Annotated in this window: 16 protein-coding genes; 9 read left to right on the top strand and 7 right to left on the bottom strand. The window is 49.8% G+C overall.

Annotation, left to right across the window (positions count from 1 at the left end):
- Positions 1-18: 18 nt before the first annotated feature.
- Positions 19-561 carry a cell division protein ZapC gene (zapC, locus tag DY231_RS15590; RefSeq protein ID WP_034494349.1) on the top strand — a complete coding sequence of 181 codons (543 nt, stop codon included), beginning with the start codon at positions 19-21 and terminating at the stop codon, positions 559-561.
- Here the strand turns inward: zapC and DY231_RS15585 are convergent.
- Entirely contained in the window at positions 558-1670 is a 1113-nt protein-coding gene (locus DY231_RS15585) for a YcbX family protein (protein ID WP_115629765.1), read from the bottom strand. The two genes, zapC and DY231_RS15585, sit on opposite strands and share 4 nt — an antisense overlap.
- Before the next feature lie 109 nt (positions 1671-1779).
- On the opposite strand from DY231_RS15585, the gene rlmKL reads away from it, so the two are divergent.
- The 6 genes from rlmKL to rmf all read left to right on the top strand — a co-directional run bounded on the left by rlmKL (position 1780) and on the right by rmf (position 9713).
- Positions 1780-3897, top strand: coding sequence for a bifunctional 23S rRNA (guanine(2069)-N(7))-methyltransferase RlmK/23S rRNA (guanine(2445)-N(2))-methyltransferase RlmL (gene rlmKL, locus DY231_RS15580; RefSeq protein ID WP_115629763.1), 2118 nt, complete (start codon positions 1780-1782; stop codon positions 3895-3897).
- Between the two features lie 5 nt (positions 3898-3902).
- Entirely contained in the window at positions 3903-5810 is a 1908-nt protein-coding gene (locus DY231_RS15575) for an ABC transporter ATP-binding protein (protein ID WP_115629761.1), read from the top strand.
- Between the two features lie 16 nt (positions 5811-5826).
- Entirely contained in the window at positions 5827-7095 is a 1269-nt protein-coding gene (pqiA, locus tag DY231_RS15570) for a membrane integrity-associated transporter subunit PqiA (RefSeq protein ID WP_115629759.1), read from the top strand.
- Positions 7085-8725: an intermembrane transport protein PqiB gene (gene pqiB, locus DY231_RS15565; RefSeq protein WP_115629757.1), complete on the top strand. Its 1641-nt coding sequence runs from the start codon at positions 7085-7087 to the stop codon at positions 8723-8725. Before pqiA ends, pqiB begins: the two co-directional genes overlap by 11 nt.
- Positions 8722-9288, top strand: a complete 567-nt coding sequence (gene pqiC, locus DY231_RS15560; protein WP_115629755.1) for a membrane integrity-associated transporter subunit PqiC — start codon at positions 8722-8724, stop codon at positions 9286-9288. The genes pqiB and pqiC overlap by 4 nt, the downstream gene beginning before the upstream one ends.
- A gap of 257 nt (positions 9289-9545) precedes the next feature.
- Complete coding sequence (rmf, locus tag DY231_RS15555; protein WP_034456319.1) at positions 9546-9713, top strand: ribosome modulation factor; 168 nt, start codon at positions 9546-9548, stop codon at positions 9711-9713.
- Between the two features lie 72 nt (positions 9714-9785).
- Here rmf and fabA read toward each other — a convergent pair whose 3' ends face one another.
- Both fabA and DY231_RS15545 read right to left on the bottom strand, forming a co-directional pair.
- On the bottom strand, positions 9786-10304 hold the full coding sequence (gene fabA, locus DY231_RS15550; RefSeq protein ID WP_034494356.1) for a bifunctional 3-hydroxydecanoyl-ACP dehydratase/trans-2-decenoyl-ACP isomerase: 519 nt from the start codon (positions 10302-10304) through the stop codon (positions 9786-9788).
- Positions 10305-10372: 68 nt separating this feature from the next.
- Positions 10373-12127 (bottom strand): AAA family ATPase, encoded by a 1755-nt coding sequence (locus DY231_RS15545; RefSeq protein ID WP_115629753.1) that lies wholly within the window; start codon positions 12125-12127, stop codon positions 10373-10375.
- A 175-nt stretch (positions 12128-12302) separates the two neighbouring features.
- Here DY231_RS15545 and matP point away from each other — a divergent pair, with 175 nt between their 5' ends.
- Positions 12303-12755: a macrodomain Ter protein MatP gene (gene matP, locus DY231_RS15540; RefSeq protein WP_115629751.1), complete on the top strand. Its 453-nt coding sequence runs from the start codon at positions 12303-12305 to the stop codon at positions 12753-12755.
- A gap of 97 nt (positions 12756-12852) precedes the next feature.
- Here matP and ompA read toward each other — a convergent pair whose 3' ends face one another.
- The gene (gene ompA, locus DY231_RS15535) at positions 12853-13929 is read right to left on the bottom strand and encodes a porin OmpA (RefSeq protein WP_115631862.1); all 1077 of its coding nucleotides are present in this window, start codon (positions 13927-13929) and stop codon (positions 12853-12855) included.
- 360 nt (positions 13930-14289) lie between these two features.
- On the bottom strand, positions 14290-14799 hold the full coding sequence (sulA, locus tag DY231_RS15530) for an SOS-induced cell division inhibitor SulA (RefSeq protein WP_115629749.1): 510 nt from the start codon (positions 14797-14799) through the stop codon (positions 14290-14292).
- Positions 14800-15019: 220 nt separating this feature from the next.
- On the opposite strand from sulA, the gene DY231_RS15525 reads away from it, so the two are divergent.
- Positions 15020-15634: a TfoX/Sxy family DNA transformation protein gene (locus DY231_RS15525; RefSeq protein WP_115629747.1), complete on the top strand. Its 615-nt coding sequence runs from the start codon at positions 15020-15022 to the stop codon at positions 15632-15634.
- Here DY231_RS15525 and yccS read toward each other — a convergent pair.
- Positions 15631-17766 (bottom strand): YccS family putative transporter, encoded by a 2136-nt coding sequence (yccS, locus tag DY231_RS15520; RefSeq protein ID WP_115629745.1) that lies wholly within the window; start codon positions 17764-17766, stop codon positions 15631-15633. The genes DY231_RS15525 and yccS overlap by 4 nt on opposite strands.
- Before the next feature lie 24 nt (positions 17767-17790).
- Positions 17791-18237 (bottom strand): YccF domain-containing protein, encoded by a 447-nt coding sequence (locus tag DY231_RS15515; RefSeq protein ID WP_115629743.1) that lies wholly within the window; start codon positions 18235-18237, stop codon positions 17791-17793.
- Between the last annotated feature and the right edge of the window lie 111 nt (positions 18238-18348).

Genomic DNA, 18348 nt, shown 5'->3' with positions numbered 1-18348 from the left:
AGAGAGAAGGTAATAATTATGCGGATTAAACCGGACGATAATTGGCGTTGGTATTATGACGAAGAGCACGATCGTATGATGCTCGATTTAGCCAATGGTATGCTTTTCCGTTCGCGTTTCCCACGTAAAATGCTCACTCCTGATGCGTTTGAAAATACTGGATTTTGTGTTGATGATGCTGCGCTTTTTTTCTCTTTTGAAGAAAAATGTCGCGACCTGGTTTTAAGTAAAGAACAACGCGCGGAACTGGTTTTAAATGCGCTGGTGGCGATTCGTTACCTCAAACCGCAAATGCCAAAAAGCTGGCACTTTATGTCTCACGGTGATTGCTGGCAGCCGATTCCTGGCGATGCCGCTTGTGTGTGGTTAAGCGATGATATGCAGCAGGTGAACCTGCTGGTGGTCGAAACGGGTGACAACGCGGCACTCTGCTTACTGGCTCAACCGGGTCTACAACTGGCTGGCCGCACGATGCAGTTGGGGGACGCAATAAAAGTGATGAATGACAGATTAAGGCCGCAACCGTTAAGCAACGACCTTAACCTCGATCAGGCTGTTTAATTTCCCGCTAATTCCACATCGCCCGCCGGAATACAGCTGCAACACAGAATTGTGCCGTCGTCATTGATAGCGCTTTTCTTCAACGCTTTGACTTCCCCGCTAACCAACTTAATTCGGCAACTTCCGCAAATTCCTGCCCGGCAAGAATAGGGTACACGAATGCCTTGTTGTTCTAGCTGTTCGAGCAAAATTTGCTGATTGTTTCCGTGAAACTGTTGGCCCTGCCAGTCAATGGCGACCATGCTCTCTTGCTGCTCGAAAGGTTCGAGTGATTCTGCCACCGCACCGGCGCCATAAATTTTGGCGGGCTTAGTCGCTAAAACCTGAAGTTCATCGCCAACACGAATTACGCCGCTATTACGGGCAATGAGATTCTGGCCGAAATCGACATCGCCATTATCCAGCGCTGTACGGAATTTTTGCAACGTCGCCAGTGGCTCGCTACTCGGATGCTTGCGTCCACGCTCGGGGCTGACGGTTGTCAAAATACAACGGCTGCAAGGCTTGGCGACATCAAACGTCACACCACCCATTCGCACCACTTGCCAGGTGTCTTCTTCCCAGGCTTGAGCACCCGTCACCACAATGTTCGGGCGAAACTGCGTCATTTTGACGCTTGCCGGGCAGCGGTTTTGTAAATCACGCAGTGACGCTTCGTTAGCCAGTAGGAAAGGGTAGCCGTCGGCAAAAGATAAAGGGACTTCTTGATGACGTTTTACGCGACGCGTTAAGGTTTCACCCAACCAACGTAATTGAACCGGGCGAGCAAAAAAGCCGCTCAACCATTGGTTGATTTCATCAGGCGCTATTTGCGCGGTGAAGTGATTTCCCCAGACTTCGGTCGGTTCAGCCTGAGCCTGAAAATCTGCAAAACGCACGGTAGCGGAACTGCCGTCGGGTGCGCTCAGGAACAAACCATCGTGAGTGATTGCCGGAGTAAACAGCACCATTTCCGGTGAAGTACGCGCGGTAATAAAAGTGCCGTCAGGTTCTGTCACCATAAAAATGCGATCAAAGGCCAAACCGCTTGGGGTGACTTGCGCATGAGAGAGGGCAAGACCGCGCATTGATTTCACCGGGTGAATAAAAAGTTGAGACAGGCTAATCATGGCGCCCTCCTTGCCCGTAAAAAAATAATAAGAAGCCAACTTTATGACATGCGTGGCGGATTGGCTATAATGCGCCACAATTTTCTTTTAACACCTGATAAGTGACGATATGAATTCTCTGTTTGCCAGTACGGCGCGTGGGCTTGAAGAGCTATTAAAAACTGAACTGGAGGGCCTTGGTGCGCAAGCATGCCAGGTGGTTCAGGGCGGCGTACATTACCAGGGGGACTCACGTCTGCTCTATCAAAGCCTGATGTGGAGCCGCCTTGCGTCCCGCATTTTGCTGCCTTTAAACGAATGCAGTGTTTATAGCGATCTGGATTTGTACCTCGGCGTACAGACCATCGACTGGCCTGCGCTGTTTGGCCCGGATGCGACCTTTGCGGTGCATTTCAGCGGTCTGAACGACGTTATCCGTAATAGCCAGTACGGTGCGCTAAAAGTGAAAGATGCGATTGTTGACTCCTTCACGCGCAAAAACCTGCCGCGTCCAAACGTCGAACGTGAACAACCAGACCTGCGTATTAACGTCTGGTTGAATAGAGATACCGCCAGCATTGCACTGGATTTAAGTGGCGAAGGCCTGCATCAACGCGGCTACCGCGACAGCACTGGTGCCGCACCTATCAAAGAAACGCTGGCATCCGCCATTGTTATGCGTTCTGGCTGGCAGCCGGGTACACCTTTGCTCGATCCGATGTGTGGTTCCGGCACGCTGCTGATTGAAGCGGCAATGATCGCCACCGATCGCGCTCCGGGTCTGCATCGTAAGCACTGGGGTTTCCTGGGCTGGGCGAATCACGATGTCGATTTGTGGAAAGAAATCACCACCGAAGCGCAGGTTCGTGCGCGTAAAGGTCTGGGTGAATACACTTCGCGTTTCTATGGTTCGGATAATGACTCTCGGGTTATCGAACGCGCGCGCGCCAATACCCGTCGTGCGGGTCTGGGCGATATCATCAGCTATGAAGTCAAAGACGTGGCTAAATTGACCAACCCTCTGCCGGAAGGCCCGGTTGGTACGGTTGTCAGTAACCCGCCATACGGTGAGCGTCTGGACAGTGAGCCTGCGCTGATTGCGTTGCACAGTCTGCTTGGCCGCAACATGAAGAACCATTTTGGCGGCTGGAATTTGTCGCTGTTTAGCGCATCTCCGGATTTGCTAAGCTGCCTGCAACTGCGCGCCGAACGCCAGTTTAAAGCGAAGAACGGCCCGCTGGATTGTGTGCAGAAAAACTATCAATTATCGGCTACCAGCACCGGTGCGCAATCAGGTCAGATTGCTGATGATTACGCGAACCGCCTGCGCAAAAATATCAAAAAACTGGATAAATGGGCGCGCCAGGAAGGCATCGAATGCTACCGAATTTACGATGCCGATTTGCCAGATTATAACGTTGCCGTTGACCGCTACGGCGAGTGGGTTGTGGTGCAGGAATATGCTCCGCCGAAAACCGTTGATGCCAACAAAGCGCGTCAGCGTCTGTTTGATGTGATTGCTGCAACAATGTCTGTACTGGAATTGCCATCCAACCGACTGATCCTGAAAACCCGTGAGCGTCAGAAAGGGAAAAGTCAGTATCAGAAAATGGATGAGAAGGGCGACTTCATGGAAGTGAGCGAATATAACGCTCGTCTGTGGGTCAACCTGACGGATTACCTTGATACCGGTTTGTTCCTCGACCACCGTATCGCGCGTCAAATGCTGGGCAAAATGAGCAAAGGGAAAGATTTCCTTAATCTGTTCGCTTATACCGGCAGTGCGACAGTTCACGCAGGGTTAGGTGGCGCTAAAACGACGACCACCGTCGATATGTCTCGTACTTACCTGGAGTGGGCTGAGCGTAACTTGCGTCTTAACGGTTTAAGTGGCCGTGCACACCGCCTGGTTCAGGCAGATTGCCTGGGCTGGTTGCGTGAAACCGATGAACAGTTTGATCTGATTTTTATCGATCCGCCGACGTTCTCAAACTCAAAACGTATGGAAGAATCTTTTGATGTCCAGCGCGACCACATCGTGCTGATGAAAGACCTTAAGCGCCTGTTGCGCCAGGGCGGCACCATTATGTTCTCCAACAACAAACGTGGCTTCAAAATGGACTTTGATGGGTTAGCTAACCTGGGCCTGAGCGCTCAGGAAATCACGCAGAAAACCCTGTCGCAAGACTTTGCCCGTAATCGCCAAATTCATAACTGCTGGCTCGTTACTCACGTAGCCAAGGATTAATTGTCATGTCATTAATTAGTATGCACGGTGCCTGGTTGTCGTTTAGCGACGCACCGTTATTAGATAACACTGAACTTCATATCGAAGAAAACGAACGTGTCTGTTTAGTTGGCCGTAACGGCGCGGGTAAATCCACGCTGATGAAAATCCTGAATCGTGAAGTGCCGTTGGATGATGGCCGCATGGTTTATGAGCAAGATTTGATCGTCGCGCGTTTGCAGCAAGATCCGCCGCGTAATGTTGCCGGCACGGTTTATGATTTCGTTGCTGAAGGCGTTGAAGAACAAGCGGAACATCTGAAGGCTTATCACGATATTTCCCATAAAGTGATGACCGATCCGAGCGACAAAAACCTCAATGAAATGGCGCGTATTCAGGAAATTCTGGATAACCAGAATCTCTGGCAGTTAGAAAGCCGCATCAACGAAGTGCTGCTGCAATTAGGTCTTGATGCTGATACCGAACTGTCATCGCTTTCCGGTGGCTGGTTGCGTAAAGCGGCGCTGGGCCGTGCGTTGGTGAGTTCTCCTCGCGTATTGCTGCTTGATGAACCAACGAACCACCTGGATATCGAAGCTATCGACTGGCTGGAAGGTTTCCTGAAAGAGTTCCAGGGCAGCATCGTGTTTATTTCCCACGACCGTTCATTTATCCGCAATATGGCGACCCGTATTGTCGATCTTGACCGTGGCAAACTGGTTTCTTACCCAGGTGATTACGATCAGTATTTGCTGGCGAAAGAAGAAGCGCTGCGCGTAGAAGATCTGCAAAACGCCGAGTTTGATCGCAAACTGGCGCAGGAAGAAGTGTGGATCCGCCAGGGCATCAAAGCGCGTCGTACACGTAACGAAGGCCGTGTTCGTGCATTGAAAGCAATGCGTAATGAACGCAGCGCGCGCCGTGAAGTGATGGGCAGCGCCAAAATGCAGGTCGAAGAAGCGGCTCGCTCGGGCAAAATCGTCTTTGAAATGGAAGATGTTTGCTACTCCATTGCGCAGCGTGCATTGGTCAAAGACTTTTCGGCTCAGGTTCAACGCAGCGACAAAATCGCATTGGTGGGGCCAAACGGCTGCGGCAAAACCACCTTGTTGAAACTAATGTTGGGGCAACTGGAAGCCGACAGCGGTCGCGTACATTGTGGTACCAAGCTGGAAGTGGCGTACTTTGACCAGCACCGCGCCGAGCTTGATCCAGACCGTACGGTGATGGACAACCTTGCTGAAGGCAAACAAGAAGTGATGGTGAACGGTAAGCCGCGCCATGTTCTGGGCTATTTGCAGGACTTCTTGTTCCACCCGAAACGTGCCATGACGCCGGTGCGTGCGTTGTCAGGTGGTGAGCGTAACCGTTTGTTATTAGCCCGCTTATTCCTAAAACCAAGCAACCTGTTGATTCTCGATGAACCGACAAACGATCTGGATGTCGAAACGCTCGAATTGCTCGAAGAACTGATTGATGGCTATCAGGGCACGGTCTTACTGGTGAGCCACGATCGTCAATTCGTTGATAACACAGTGACCGAGTGCTGGATTTTTGAAGGCGAAGGTAAAATCGGTCGCTACGTGGGTGGTTATCATGATGCTAAAGGTCAGCAAGCTTCTGCTCAATCTTTACGCCACTCTGTGGCAGATAAAGCGCAAAACAACCAGCCTGCTAAGGCGGAAGTTGTTAAACGCGCAAGTAGCAAGCTAAGCTATAACCTGCAACGTGAATTAGAGCAATTACCGCAACGTCTTGAACAACTTGAGGCGGAGCTGGAAGCCCTACAAGCGAAGGTCGGGGATGCTGAGTTCTTTAACCAGCCACACGATGTGACGCAGAAAACATTGAGTGATATGTCCACCGCAGAAAAAGCACTGGAAGAGGCTTTTGAGCGCTGGGAATATCTGGAAGCTCTGAAAAACGGCGCGTAACCCAAGGAGACCCGATATGTGTGCCACGCATCATCATCGTTCACACATATTGTGTTCACAATGTGACTTACTGGTCGCATTACCGCAATTAGAAGACGGCCACAAGGCCGTCTGTCCACGTTGTGGTACCACACTTGTGACTCAGTGGGAATCACCGCGCCAACGGCCAACAGCTTATGCGCTAGTAGCGCTATTTATGTTGTTACTGGCCAATCTTTTCCCTTTCATCAATATGAACGTTGCTGGAATCAGTAGCGAAGTTTCGCTGCTGGAAATTCCTGGCGTGCTGTTTAATGAAGATTACGCCAGTCTTGGCACCTTCTTCATGGCCTTCGTGCAAGCGGTTCCCGCATTCTGCTTAATGACCATTTTGTTATTGGTTAATCAGGCGCCATTACCCCTGGCAATGAAAAAATGGCTGGCCCGAATTCTGTTCCAGTTGAAGTCCTGGGGCATGGCAGAAATCTTTCTTGCGGGCGTGTTGGTGAGTTTCGTCAAACTGATGGCTTACGGTGATATTGGCGTAGGCAGCAGTTTTATTCCGTGGTGCTTATTCTGCATTTTACAGTTGCGTGCTTTTCAATGCGTGGACCGCCGCTGGCTTTGGGATGATATTGAACCTGAACCTCGTATTGAAGCCGCGCTTAAAGTGGGGGTTACGGGTATCCGCCAGGGATTACGTTCTTGCTCATGCTGTACCGCCATCGTCCCGGAAGATCAGAAGGTTTGCCCGCGCTGCGAGACAAAAGGTTATGTCCGCCGCCGCCATAGTTTGCAATGGACGCTCGCTCTGTTGCTGACATCCATTATGCTTTATCTGCCTGCTAATATTTTGCCCATTATGATAACCGAAGTGTTGGGAAGCAAAATCCCATCAACGATTATTGCAGGGGTTATCCTATTGTGGAGTGAAGGTTCTTACCCGGTGGCAGGGGTGATTTTCATCGCCAGTATTATGGTCCCGACGCTCAAAATGTTGGCGATTGCGTGGTTGTGTTGGGATGCCAAAGGCCACGGGCGTCGTGATAGTGAACGTATGCATTTAATTTACGAAGTGGTCGAATTTGTCGGGCGCTGGTCGATGATTGATGTTTTCGTGATTGCGGTTTTATCAGCGCTGGTGCGCATGGGAGGACTGATGAGTATCTACCCGGCAATCGGTGCCGTCATGTTTGCGTTAGTCGTTATTTTGACAATGTTTGCTGCGATGACCTTTGACCCTCGCTTGTCCTGGGATCGCGCACCGGATTCAACTCATGAGGAGTCGTCTGAGCATGGAAAATAAAAGCGGGGAAGCAAAAGTCGCAAAGGTAAAAAACTGGTCCCCGGTATGGATTTTCCCTATCGTTACCTTGCTGATCGGTGCGTGGATTCTGTTTTATCACTATAGCCATCAAGGCCCGGAAGTGACGCTGATTACCACCAATGCCGAAGGTATTGAAGGTGGAAAAACCATGATTAAAAGCCGCAGCGTAAATGTCGGTGTCGTGGAAAGCGCTGTACTGTCCGATGATTTGCTGCATGTTGAAATTACGGCACGTTTAAATTCCGGTATGGAAAAACTTCTGCATAAAGACTCAGTGTTTTGGGTGGTGAAACCGCAGGTCGGTCGCGAAGGTATTTCTGGCCTGGGTACGTTACTCTCGGGTGCCTATATCGAACTGCAGCCGGGGACGAAAGGCTCAAAAGTGGAGCGTTATGATTTGCTGGATGCTCCGCCGCTGGCACCGCCTGATGCAAAAGGCATTCGTATTACGCTCGATAGCAACAAAGCAGGGCAGCTCTCTCCTGGCGACCCGGTTCTGTTCCGGGGTTATCGCGTCGGTTCAGTTGAAACCAGCACTTTCGATGCTGCAAAACGAAGCATCAGCTATCAGCTGTTTATCAGCGCGCCAAACGATCGTCTTGTCACCAGTAATGTGCGTTTCTGGAAAGACAGCGGGATCGCCGTGGATATGTCTTCCCAGGGGATGCGTGTCGAAATGGGTTCTCTCACCACGCTGTTTAGCGGTGGTGTGAGTTTTGACGTGCCGGAAGGTTGGGATCTTGGCAAACCTGTGAAAGCGGGCAGCGAGTTCAATCTGTTTGATGATCAGAAAAGTATTCAGGACTCCTTGTATACCGATCACATTGATTACTTGATGTTCTTTAAAGATTCCGTGCGTGGCCTGCAACCTGGAGCACCTGTTGAATTCCGTGGTATCCGCCTCGGGACAGTGGCGAAGGTGCCATTCTTCACCGAAGGCATGCGTCAGAAAATCAACGATGATTTCCGTATCCCGGTTCTGATCCGTCTTGAACCTGAACGTTTGCAGAATCTTGTTGGTGATGACGTCCATATTCAGGACAACATGACCTCGTTAATCAAACGTGGTTTACGGGCTTCGATGAAGACCGGCAGCCTGGTGACGGGGGCACTGTTTATCGATCTTGATTTCAACCCTAAAGCACCGCCTGTTACCGATTTGCCGACCTTTAACGGTTATCCAATTATCCCAACGATGAGCGGAGGCCTGGCGCAAATCCAACAGCGCTTGCTGGAAACTCTGGATAAAATTAATAACTTGCCATTGAATCCGATGATCGAGCAAACCACCAATTCGCTTGCCGAAAGTCAGCGAACCATGAAGCACTTGCAGCAGACCCTCGACAATCTGAACAAGATTATGTCGAACAAGTCGATGCAATCATTGCCTGAGGATATGCAGTCAACGCTTCGTGAGCTCAATCGCAGCATGCAAGGCTTCCAGCCAGGCTCTGCGGCATATAACAAGATGGTGGCGGATATGCAGCGTCTTGACCAGGTTCTGCGTGAATTGCAGCCGGTGCTACGAACGCTGAACGATAAGAGCAATTCGCTTATCTTTGAAGCGAAGGATAAAAAAGATCCCCAGCCGAAGAGGGCAAAAGAATGAAAAGATGGCTCCCATTGATTGCTGCATTAGCCTTAACGGCCTGTAGCAGCAGCGACGAAGGAAAAACATATTACCAACTGCCTCAAAGCTCAACGCCTGCTGTGCAGGCTGTGAGCCAGCCTGGCACCCACTTGTTATGGGTGGAACAAGTGGCGGTTCCTGATTACCTCGCCGGAAACGGCGTGGTTTATCAAACCAGTGATGTTCAGTATGTCATCGCTACCAGCAACTTGTGGGCGAGTCCTTTAGATCAGCAACTGCGTAATACGTTGGTGAGCAATCTGAGCAGTGCATTACCCGGTTGGGTGGTGGCTTCACAACCGTTGGGCAGCCTTCAGGATACTCTGAATGTTAATGTGACGGGTTTCCACGGACGCTATGACGGCAAAGTGATTGTGAGCGGTGAATGGTTGCTGAACCATCAGGGGCAATTGATCAAACGCCCGTTCCATGTGGAACTTAAGCAGCAAGAAGATGGTTATGATGCGATGGTGAAAACCTTAGCGCAGGCGTGGCAGCAAGAGGCGCAAAGCATTGCCAGCCAGTTAACCCGTATTAATTAATCTTCTTAAGTAGCACAAAAAAGCTGCGTCTTTCCGCTGTAAAGCGGGGCGCAGCTTTTCTTTTGGCATTAACCTATTACCCGACCCATCTCACATTTTTATCTCAAATATCATCACGTGTAGCTCACATTTATGACATTGGCGTGAATTTTGCGCATTGACGATGGCTGTTTTTGGAGGTATTCGTTATATGTGCTTGCGCATTTTGCAGGCACTGTTTTCTTTCCACCAGATTAAAGAAATGAGGGAAACGAGGCATGAAGAGACAAAAACGAGATCGCCTGGAACGGGCTCATCAACGTGGTTATCAAGCAGGTATCGTCGGACGTTCCAAAGAGATGTGTCCTTATCAGACACTGAATCAAAGATCGTACTGGATGGGAGGCTGGCGAGAAGCCATGGAAGACAGGGCGGTTACCGCGTAATCACTGTCTCTTTAGAAAAAGAAACCTCCGCATGGCGGAGGTTTCGCGTTTCAGAGCTTTATACAATCAGGCTTAGAAAGCAGTGGTGTCTTTGAACAGACCCACTTTCAGATCGGTCGCGGTGTAAATTACACGGCCATCAACCAACACTTCACCATCTGCCAGGCCCATAATCAGGCGGCGGTTAATAACGCGTTTGAAGTGAATACGGTAGCTGACTTTTTTCGCAGTCGGCAGGATCTGACCCGCGAGTTTAACTTCACCCACGCCCAGTGCACGGCCTTTGCCTTCGCCGCCTAACCAGCCCAGATAGAAACCTACCAGCTGCCACATCGCATCCAGACCCAGGCAACCAGGCATTACCGGATCGCCGATAAAGTGGCAACCAAAGAACCACAGGTCAGGATTGATATCCAATTCTGCTTCAACGTAACCTTTATCGAAGTTACCGCCGTCTTCAGTCATCTTGACTACGCGGTCCATCATCAGCATGGATGGCGCAGGCAAACGTGGGCCTTCAGCGCCAAACAGTTCGCCACGACCAGAGGCAAGAAGATCTTCTTTTGTATAGGATTCGCGTTTATCTACCATGTTTACAGTAAGCCTTTTTATAATGAAGCACGCATGTTAGCTAACACGTGTACGCTCAACAAGTCCGATCAGTTTTGATTGAACCAGTTAAGCCAACGTAATGGCCATGGATAACGGTGCCGAATATCTTGCGCAGAGGCCTGAGCGATTCGCTCTTGCACCGCACGCAACAGCGTATTTTGCCCTTCGCCATCCCAGGGCAGGTTTGTTAATAAGGGTAGTGCATCCGTGACATCGTCGATGGCCCAAATCGTGAATTGCCCTTGTTCTACGGCATCCAGAACGTCCTGGTGCAGACAAAGGTGACGCACATTAGAAACCGGGATAATCACGCCTTGCTTGCCGTTAAACTCGCGTTGCTGGCAAATACGGAAGAAGCCTTCGATTTTCTCATTCAGGCCACCTACAGGTTGCACACGACCAAACTGATCGACTGAACCTGTCACCGCGATGTGCTGATAAATAGGCACATTAGCCAGCGCACTGATTAACGCACACAGTTCGGCCATTGAAGCGCTATCGCCGTCAACTTCGCTGTAAGACTGCTCGAAAGTCAGCGAGGCGGAGAAGGGGATTTGCTGATCAAGCTGCAACTCAGACATCAAAAATGCCTGCATGATCATCATGCCTTTCGCATGAATATTGCCACCCAATTCAGCTTTGCGTTCAACGTCAGTAAATTCACCATCACCCACATGCACAACACAGCTGATGCGTGAAGGTTCGCCGAATGCACGTGGATGACCAGGGAATTCAATGACCGACAAGGCGTTGATCTGGCCAACCATTTCACCTTCGGTTTCAATCAGGATCTGCTCAAGCAGGATTTCATCCTGCATGCGTTCAGCCAGATAACCTTCACGCCATTCGCGCTGCGCTAGCATTTGCGTCAGCTCTTCGGCACCAAAGCTTTCATTTTCAGTGAAGGCGGCAACTTCGCGTAGCTGGCGGCTAATCCATGATGGGCACAGCGGCAGAGTTTCCTGGTCGCCGGTATAACGCACGGCTTCACGGATGAGCGGCTGCCAGGCATCCGTTGCAGGAACTGGCAGGGATTTTGATTGCGCGACTGCATAAATCCACTGGCACCACAACGCCATATCATCTGCAGAGGCGATCTGCAGATTCTCTTCAAACTCGCTGTAAATGGCAGAAGTCGCCAGTTCAGGTTCCATGTCCTGGAAATCAGCCAACGATTCACGTTCACCCACCAGCACCAGTTTCAGGCTTAATGGCAGTGACGGAATGTTAACGGGTAATGGACGCGTTTCATCCGGGGAAATCCAGTCGAAACGGCCTTGAATGACCATTTGTTTAAGGCGTAACCACAGCAGCGGTTGTGCTAAAACACTGCGCAATGACAGCACCAGAATGCCACCATTCGCACGGTGAACCAGACCCGGTGTCAGCGTGATTTCACCCGCGAACTGACGCACGCAACCGAAAAGTTGTTCTGCTTCAATCCAGTCAGCGGCAACAACTTCAGACTGGCCTGCAAAATTGTCTTCAGCTGTTTCGGCAGGGCGTAGCGTGATGCGCGAACCTTCAATCAGGTAATGTCCGCCTGTCAGAGCGTTTTCCTGCGACCAGCATTCACGTGCTGCTGCGGCAATGAGATTAAGGTACTCGGCTTCTTCAGCGGCTTTTACCAGCATCAGATCGGCCGAGGCTACCGGTTGGCTTAGCTGTACCAGTCCATAAGACAGACGAGGTTGCACAGCGGAGAAAGGGGCAGTTTCGGAATCATAAGGCTGTGCAAAGATTTCCTGATAGCTTTCGGTATCAGGTACAAGAGCACGCCATTCAAGTCGATTAGTCGTCAAAGTCGCTATTTATTAATTAGATGTCAAAGGCGCGATTATACAAGAATAGCCAGGGCAGCACACGGTTTATGCAGAGCGGCAAGTTTACTTAGCTCACAGCTTTCATTTTTCAGGTAAGCGAAAATAAAAAAAACTGTTATTCTGAAGTGAGTTACACGGTCACACTGAGACAACAATGAAATATCAACAGTTGGAAAATCTCGAGAGCGGCTGGAAGTGGAAGTATCTGGTTAAAAAACACCGCGAAGGCGAGCTAATCACACGTTATATCGAGGCGAGTGCAGCGAAAGAAGCTGTTGATGAGTTGTTACGCTTAGAAAATGAACCGGTGCGTGTGTTGAGCTGGATAGAGCAGCATATGAATCCAGAACTTCACAACCGCATGAAGCAAACCATCCGTGCGCGTCGTAAACGGCACTTTAATGCTGAGCATCAGCATACGCGTAAAAAATCTATCGATCTGGAATACCTGGTCTGGCAGCGTTTAGCAGGGCTTGCTCATCGAAGAGGGGGCACGCTCTCGGAAACGATTGTGCAGTTGATTGAAGATGCGGAGCGTAAAGAACAATACGCCAATCAGATGTCATCGCTTAAACAAGATCTGCAGGCATTGCTGGGCAAAGAGTAAGCGCAGTTGTCGTGACGCTGTATTTCTCTATTTCCTGATTACTTAGAATTCAGAAACAAAAAACCCCGCCGAAGCGGGGTTTTTTTATAACGGTAACTTATGCCGCAGGCTGAGTTACAACGTCTTTGATACCTTTAACTTCGATCTCAACGCGACGATCTGGAGCCAGGCAATCAATCAGTTTAGCTTTAGGAGCTACGTTATCACAGGTGTTGCCAGTAACTGGGTTAGATTCGCCCATACCGCGTGGGGAGATCTTGTTAGCTGGGATACCTTTAGAGATCAGGTAATCAACAACAGACTGTGCACGTTTGTCAGACAGTTTCTGGTTGTATTCATCAGAACCGATACGGTCTGTGAAGCCCAGAACAACTACTGAACCATCTTTCGGATCAAGGTTGCTCAGCTGAGTATACAGCTGATCCAGAGCTTGCTGACCTTCTGGCTTCAGAGTTGCTTTGTTGAAGTTGAACAGAACGTCAGACTTCAGGGTGAAGTGCTTGGTCTGTACTTCTGGAGCTGGAGCTGGAGCTGGAGCTACAACTGGAGCTGCATCGTACTGACCGAAACGGTAAGAAACACCCAGGCTCAGCATGCCGTTGTCTGGACGAGTACCAACTGTTTGTGCGTCACCGATGTTGCTAACCCACTGGTAATCCAGACGAGTTGCGATATCACGAGTGATTGCGTATTCAACACCAACAGCTGCCAGTGGAGAAACACCAGTATCGTGGTCGCTCAGGCGAGTCGTACCAGCACCAGTGTTGTAGTTACCTTTAGAGTCTGCACGCCATACCATACCACCCAGACGAGTGTAGATATCCAGTTCGTCAGTGATTGGGTAGCTCAGTTTAGCAGCCAGTTGAACGCCTTGCGCTTTGAAAGCACCGTTATTCACGCTGCCGGTGTAAGCCATACGGCCCAACCAGTCATAACCCATTTCAAGACCAACGTACGGGTTAACCTGGTAACCACCGAACGCACCAGCACCCAGTTGGCTGTTGTGAGTTGAGCCATTGTTGTTCTGATAGCCGTTTCCGTAGAAACCGGTGTCATGGAACTGGGACCAACCCAACTTACCACCTGCATACCAGGTGTTATCTTTCGGTGCGGCCTGCGCTACGGTAGCGAAGCCAGCCAGTGCCACTGCAATCGCGATAGCTGTCTTTTTCATTTTTTGCGCCTCATTATCATCCAAAAAGGCCATGAGCTTTAAAATCGCTCTAAAGCCCAGGGTTAAATCCTTCGCCCGAGTTTATGCTCACTTGTTACTCTACCGATCAATCGGTGTTATGGAAGAGCAACCCTGGCGAGCTAAAGTCTACAACGTAGTTGAAAACTTACAAGTGTGATGTCCGTCAGGCATATGAAAAAAAACGACTTGTGTACACATTTTCTAACAACTTCGCGCAGATTTTATACTCAAAGATTTCTGGAGAATGCCGCTACAAGCGGCTTGAGACGCGGTTCCACTATGAATCACAAAGATTTGTCAGGAGCTGAAGAAAAGTTCCAGGATTTCTCTTAAATTTACTTAATGATACAAACTAGAATGAATTTTTAGGCCAGTTCGTGGTCGACACCCTGTTTTGGAGGTGTGCATCGGACGCATTATGAAGCCGATTGCATTGCCCATTTCTGCTGCGGATGACAGCTGCAAATGTTCTTCATCTGTTAATTCTTTAGGCAACCAACCGATGACCACGCTGTAATTTCCAGTCTGCAATGCTTTTACCATAGCATCTACGGTGAAAAGTGGATCTAACTGGCTCACCTGCATGACTTTTGTAAGTGGCAGACCTGCCGATTTAACCCATTGACGACTCAATTTTTGCTGTGGCGTTAGCCAAAGCTGCCAACGTGACTGCTGACCCAGTTGCTGGAGCAGGGGCAACAGAACCAGTTGCGTAACCCATGGCTGATCTTCGCTATAGATCACTTCACTTATCAACCCTTTAGTATTGTTACCTGCTGATGACTGAGTCAAAGAAGACGCAGAAGAAGAAAGAGGGGCAACGTGAGTTAGAACGTTATGTGATTGCATAGTTAATCCCGCCTGATGGGTTACTGTATGAATATACAGTAATGCCTGTCAGGCCAAAGATCAATCTAAATTTCGGAAAGCATATCGCAATTTCATCACGTAAATCTGCGGAATGCGAAAATGTGATTGCCGTCTGTCATGAGGTTACCTATTTTCGTGTTACTGGAAACAGTAACAAGCCGTAGTGATGTGTTATAGCATGATATTTAAGGATATATTCATGAAAAAGCGATCTTATACAAGGATTCATCAATCGAAAGAATGCTTATCCCCGCTAGGGGATATCAGCCATCGCTCATTGTTTGGAGGCTATAGTCTGACGGTCGATAATGTCGTGTTTGCCATGGTTTCTGAAGGGGAACTTTACTTAAGAGCGTGTGAGCAGACCGAGGTTTATTTTGTCAAGAGGGCGGCAGCGCCATTGCTCTATAACAAACGTGGGCGGACGATTGAACTTAACTACTTCCGTGTTGATGAAGGGTTATGGAACGATCAAGAAACGCTATTAAAACTATCAACGGATGCACTATTTAGCGCCCGTCGTGAAAAATCCCGCCATAAATCTCAGCAACGACTCAAAGATCTCCCGAATTTAACCCACAGTCTGGAGATGATGCTGTGGGAAGCCGGTATTGCGGATGTCAGAACGCTGCATGCTTACGGTGCAAAGCGGTCATGGATAAAGTTGAGGAGCGTGAATAAGGAGCTGGGAGTCAGAGTCTTACTGGCGCTGGCAGGGGCGATTTGCGGTATTCATGAAGCAGCACTCCCGGCGACGACGCGCCAGGAGTTAGTTGAGTGGGGGCAGCTATACGAACAACGGCATGCGGGTTAATCGTACTGCTGCGTGACAAGCTGCTGGAGGCGCGAGATTTCTGGTAAAAGTGCAACCAACAGGCCAATTTGCTGAAGGACTAATGGCTCTTTGGTCTCTGGTTGCGGCTCCAGTGAAGTTATCCGCTCTGACAGTCCCTGTAAGGCTTTTTGAACGCGTTCTTCATCGGCAGGCAGATGATGCAGGGCATCATCGACGTAACAAACGGCATCATCAAGCAGCAACAAAATATCTTCATTGGTCAGCATTTCGCGGTGTGCGCCCAACGCCGAGATATAACTGTTAAATGTATGATTGAGGCACAATAAGCGGAATGCCGTTTCCCGTGCTTCCGGCGTGACTCTTGGCTCTGAGGACATATTCGATACCACAGATGCCAGCTCCGCATCCTTGTTGTGTGCATCCCGGCGCGCAATACGATACTCCAGTCGGTTATCACGACCTTGATGATATTGCTCGAGAATGGCATCCAGATAGCGGCAATTGGCATTGAATGCCCGTTCTACCACTAATGGCAGCCGACGGAATCGCCAGTCCGGCCAGATGAAACTCACCGCCGCCCATGCAATCCCACATCCCAAAAGGGTGTCGAAAATTCGCGGCATGGCGACTTCAAAACCTTCACCCAACAGGTTGAAACACAGCAACACCAGCAATGTGATGAACATAGTGGCGTGAGCGTATTGCACGTTGCGGAAGGCAAAAAACAGCACGCCGGTGATAACAATTAAAACCAGTTGCCCTTCCAGTGACGGCACAAAATAGAGAACCGGTAAACCGACTGCCACGCCGACTAACGTGCCAATTATACGAAGCGCTAAGCGGCGACGAGTGGCACTGTAGTTGGGCTGGCAAACAAACAGGCTGGTCAGAAGTATCCAGTAACCATGTTTTAGCCCGGTAAACTGAATAAACGCGTAGCCGACGCACAGCACCACAGACATGCGTACCGCATGGCGGAATAAAGCAGACTCCGGTGTCAGATTGCGCTTCAACCGTTGCCACATATCACCAAAGCCGGTCAAACGGTCATCAAGCAGGCGGTTTTCGATATTATTTTCCGGTGCTGCCAGCGCCTGCTCAGACTCAATCGTCGCCAGTTGAGCGTCAATTGCGCGCAAGTTACTCACCAGATAACCCAGTGCTTTTAATTCGCTCGCCAGCGCTGGGTCAGTTTTCAGCCTTTCAATCGCAGCGTCCAGATGCGTAAATGCACGCTCAAAGCGTGGGTCGTGTTGGTATTTCACCCGCAGTAAAACAGAGCGCGAGAGCTGCAAACAGGCTTGAGATTGCAGGGATAGCAGGCGTTGAAAGCGGAACATAATATCGCTGTAGCGGAATTTGTCGCGCAGCGCCTGGTATTGAATATGTGATGAGCTTGCGCGTTCGTGAATATCCTGGGCGACAAAATAGTAGTGCAGTGTGCGGCGTGTGCCGCGCTGACCACGATCGCCACGCAAACGCGTCAATAATGAACCTTTCGTCTGATTTAACGTTGTCACCAACTGGCTGTTAGCCATGGCAAGCTCAAGCATCGGAGCCTGGCTTTCTTCTTCGATATCGGGGTCAAAAAGCGTAGCTTTAACTTCCAGATAACGAGCGAGGCTTTCATAACAACGTGCCAGGTTATCTTGCAGCGGGCGAATGGGGAAAATCAGATGGCCTGCCAGAGTCAGAAAGTTGTACCAGATTGCACCTGCCAGCAGCAGAATCGGTTGTTGATACCAGTGGTCGTATAAAGAAATACCCAACATGGTATAGATGGCAATGAGCAGCGCGCCAAAGGCGATGGTGGCATAACGCTGGCCTAAACCGCCCAGCAGAATAAATCCGCTGGTGGAAATCATTAATCCAATGCCAAACAGCAGCGGCCACGGGTACAGCAATTCCACAGAAGCCGAAGCAATAAAGAAACTGACCAGGGTTATCAGAAGGTTTCGCAAGCGCCCGGCCAGCCGGTCATCTAAATCGGCAAGGGCCGCGGCAACCACACCCAGGGTCAGTGGAATAGTGAGCTTAACTTCACCTAACCACCATGGCAGAGCAGCCGTGCCCGTCAGCGCAATAAAGATGCGCAAGTTATACAGCCAGGCGCTATTCCAGGTGTAGCGACGCAGAATTGGACTAAGCATTAATACTCACTAAATTTGTCAAATTTACTGGAAACGACGGCGGGCGTTTGCTTCACGCGCAGCCTGTGCGACTTCGACAGAAACGACACGGCGGCCCACAGGCCAAAGCGCGATCACAGCGATTTTGAAATTAGCGATCCCCACAGGAATACCGATAATGGTGATGCACTGGGCGATACCGGTGGTGATATGAAGCACGCAGAGCCACCAGCCGAAAAATATCAGCCAGATGATATTCAGCAATGTACCACCGGTATTCATGACGGCACTTTTACCCTGAGGGTTAAGTTCATCAACATGAATGGCTTCGTTACCGTACGGTACGAAAGAGAGTTTAGTAATCTCCCAGCAGGATCGTGTCAGCGGCAACGTGAAAATAAAAATGATACTGACCAGAGTGGCCAGCAACCAGGATAGGGTGGTCAGAAAACCGCCGAGTACAAAGTTCAACACATTAAGGACTGTACGCATAATCACTCTTACTGTAACTGGTATAGTTGGACAAATTAATAACCACAACAATTGTAACGCGTTTTTACTCTGGAGCGTCATTCCTTCGCCGGGTAAACTTAACCACATTCA

The organism is Buttiauxella agrestis (assembly GCF_900446255.1).
GTDB classification, from domain to species: Bacteria; Pseudomonadota; Gammaproteobacteria; order Enterobacterales; family Enterobacteriaceae; genus Buttiauxella; species Buttiauxella agrestis.
The sequence above is the reverse complement of the archived record's forward strand: the minus strand, read 5'-3'. Positions and strand labels throughout refer to the sequence as shown.